Source organism: Streptomyces spongiae (assembly GCF_009377185.1).
Classification (GTDB): Bacteria; Actinomycetota; Actinomycetes; order Streptomycetales; family Streptomycetaceae; genus Streptomyces; species Streptomyces spongiae.
The window spans coordinates 1-2,285 of sequence record NZ_VJZC01000946.1 but is presented as its reverse complement, the minus strand read 5'-3'; the positions used below and the strand labels follow the sequence as shown (position 1 = coordinate 2,285).

Genomic DNA, 2,285 nt, shown 5'->3' with positions numbered 1-2,285 from the left:
GACCACGAGACAGCCACCCCCGCCGAACCGTCGACGGACCGCAAGGCCCCCCGCCGCCGTACCCCTGCCACCTCCTCCGGTGGCCGGAAACCGCCGAAGCGGCCCAAGGAGCCCGGTGGCGGGATCCTCATGGGACGGCCCTTCGGCGTGCCCGTGTACGTCGCACCCAGCTGGTTCCTCGTGGCCGCACTGATCACCTGGGTCTTCGGCGGCCAGCTCGACCGAGTGCTGCCCGAGCTCGGCGGCGCACGCTACCTCGTGTCGCTGTTCTTCGCGGTCGCCTTCTACGCCTCCGTACTCGTCCACGAACTCGCCCACACCGTCGCCGCGCTGCGCTTCAAGCTCCCCGTGCGCCGGATCCAGCTGCAGTTCTTCGGCGGGGTCTCGGAGATCGAGAAGGAATCCGAGACACCGGGCCGCGAGTTCGTGCTGGCCTTCGTCGGGCCGCTGCTCTCGCTCGTCCTAGCCGGCGTCTTCTACGTCGCCCTCCTGGCGGTCGAACCCGACACCGTCCCCGGCGTCCTGCTCGCCGGACTCATGATCTCCAACCTGATCGTGGCCGTGTTCAACCTGCTGCCCGGACTGCCCCTCGACGGCGGCCGCATGCTCCGCGCGATCGTCTGGAAGATCACCGGCAAACCGATGACCGGAACCGTCGCCGCCGCATGGGTCGGCCGCGCCCTCGCCGTCTCCGTACTGATCGGGCTCCCGCTCCTCACCCAGTCCGGCGCGCTCGGCGCGGACGCCGAGGACTTCGGCGGCATGGACACCGTCACCGACGCCCTGCTCGCCGCCATCCTCGCCGCGATCATCTGGACCGGTGCCGGCAACAGCCTGCGCATGGCCCGCCTGCGCGAGCACCTGCCCGAACTACGCGCCCGCAACCTCACCCGCCGCGCGGTCCCCGTAGAGACCGACACCCCCCTCTCCGAAGCCCTGCGCCGCGCCAACGACGCCGGCGCCCGCGCCCTGGTCATCGTCGACCCCGACGGCGAACCCCTCTCCCTGGTCCGCGAGGCCGCCATCGTCGGCGTCCCCGAGCACCGCCGCCCCTGGGTCGCCGTCAGCGGCCTCGCCCAGGACCTCACCGACGGCATGCGCGTCTCCGCGGAACTCGCCGGCGAAGACCTCCTCGACGTCCTGCGCGCCACCCCCGCCACCGAGTACCTCGTGGTGGAGGAGTCCGGCGAGATCTACGGCGTCCTGTCGGCGGCGGACGTGGAACGCGCGTTCGTGAAGGCGATGGCACGGCCCAGCTGAGCGCCACCGAGACCGTGGTCGGCGTGCTCCCCGGGGACCGGTAGGCTGGTCACATGTCCGAACCGACCGGTGCCGCCCGCCGTCGCGGGCCCTTCAAGGTCGGGGACCAGGTCCAGCTCACCGACCCCAAGGGACGCCACTACACGTTCACGCTCGAAGCAGGGAAGAACTTCCACACCCACAAGGGTTCCTTCCCGCACGACGAGCTGATCGGCGCTCCCGAGGGCAGTGTTGTCCGCACCACGGGGAACGTCGCCTACCTGGCGCTGCGCCCCCTGCTCCCCGACTACGTCCTGTCCATGCCCCGCGGCGCCGCCGTGGTCTACCCCAAGGACGCGGGGCAGATCCTCGCCTTCGCCGACATCTTCCCCGGCGCCCGCGTCGTGGAGGCAGGCGTCGGCTCCGGCTCGCTCAGCAGCTTCCTGCTGCGGGCCATCGGCGACCAGGGCATGCTGCACTCGTACGAGCGCCGCGCGGACTTCGCCGAGATCGCACAGGCGAACGTGGAGCGCTACTTCGGCGGCCCGCACCCCGCCTGGCAGCTCACCGTCGGTGACCTCCAGGACAACCTGAGCGACGCCGACATCGACCGCGTCATCCTCGACATGCTCGCCCCCTGGGAGTGCCTGGAGGCCGTCTCCAAGGCGCTCGTCCCCGGCGGCATCCTGTGCTGCTACGTGGCGACCACCACCCAGCTCGCCCGGACCGTCGAGTCCATCCGCGAGATCGGCTGCTTCAACGAGCCGACCTCCTGGGAGACCATGATCCGCAACTGGCACATCGAGGGCCTGGCCGTCCGCCCGGACCACCGGATGATCGGCCACACCGGCTTCCTGCTGACCGCCCGCCGCCTCGCGGACGGCGTCGAGCCCCCCATGCGCCGCCGCCGCCCGGCCAAGGGCGCCTACGGCGAGGACTACGCCGGCCCCAACGCCGACGGAGGCGCCGGCCACTGAGCCGGCCCGCTGCCGCGTACAACGCACGAGCGCCGTGGTCGAGTTCCCGGACCGTTCCGGGAACTCGAC

At 71.7% G+C, this 2,285-nt stretch carries 2 protein-coding genes; both read left to right on the top strand.

The genetic code is table 11. The features are described 5' to 3' along the window. Window positions 1-1,260, top strand: a 1,260-nt coding sequence (locus FNH08_RS48995) for a site-2 protease family protein (protein WP_228034844.1), incomplete at its 5' end; no start/stop codon positions are given. A gap of 53 nt (window positions 1,261-1,313) precedes the next feature. Further along, a complete protein-coding gene (locus FNH08_RS48990; RefSeq protein WP_152778392.1) occupies window positions 1,314-2,216 on the top strand; it encodes a tRNA (adenine-N1)-methyltransferase in 903 nt (300 codons plus the stop codon). The last annotated feature ends 69 nt before the right edge of the window (window positions 2,217-2,285 follow it).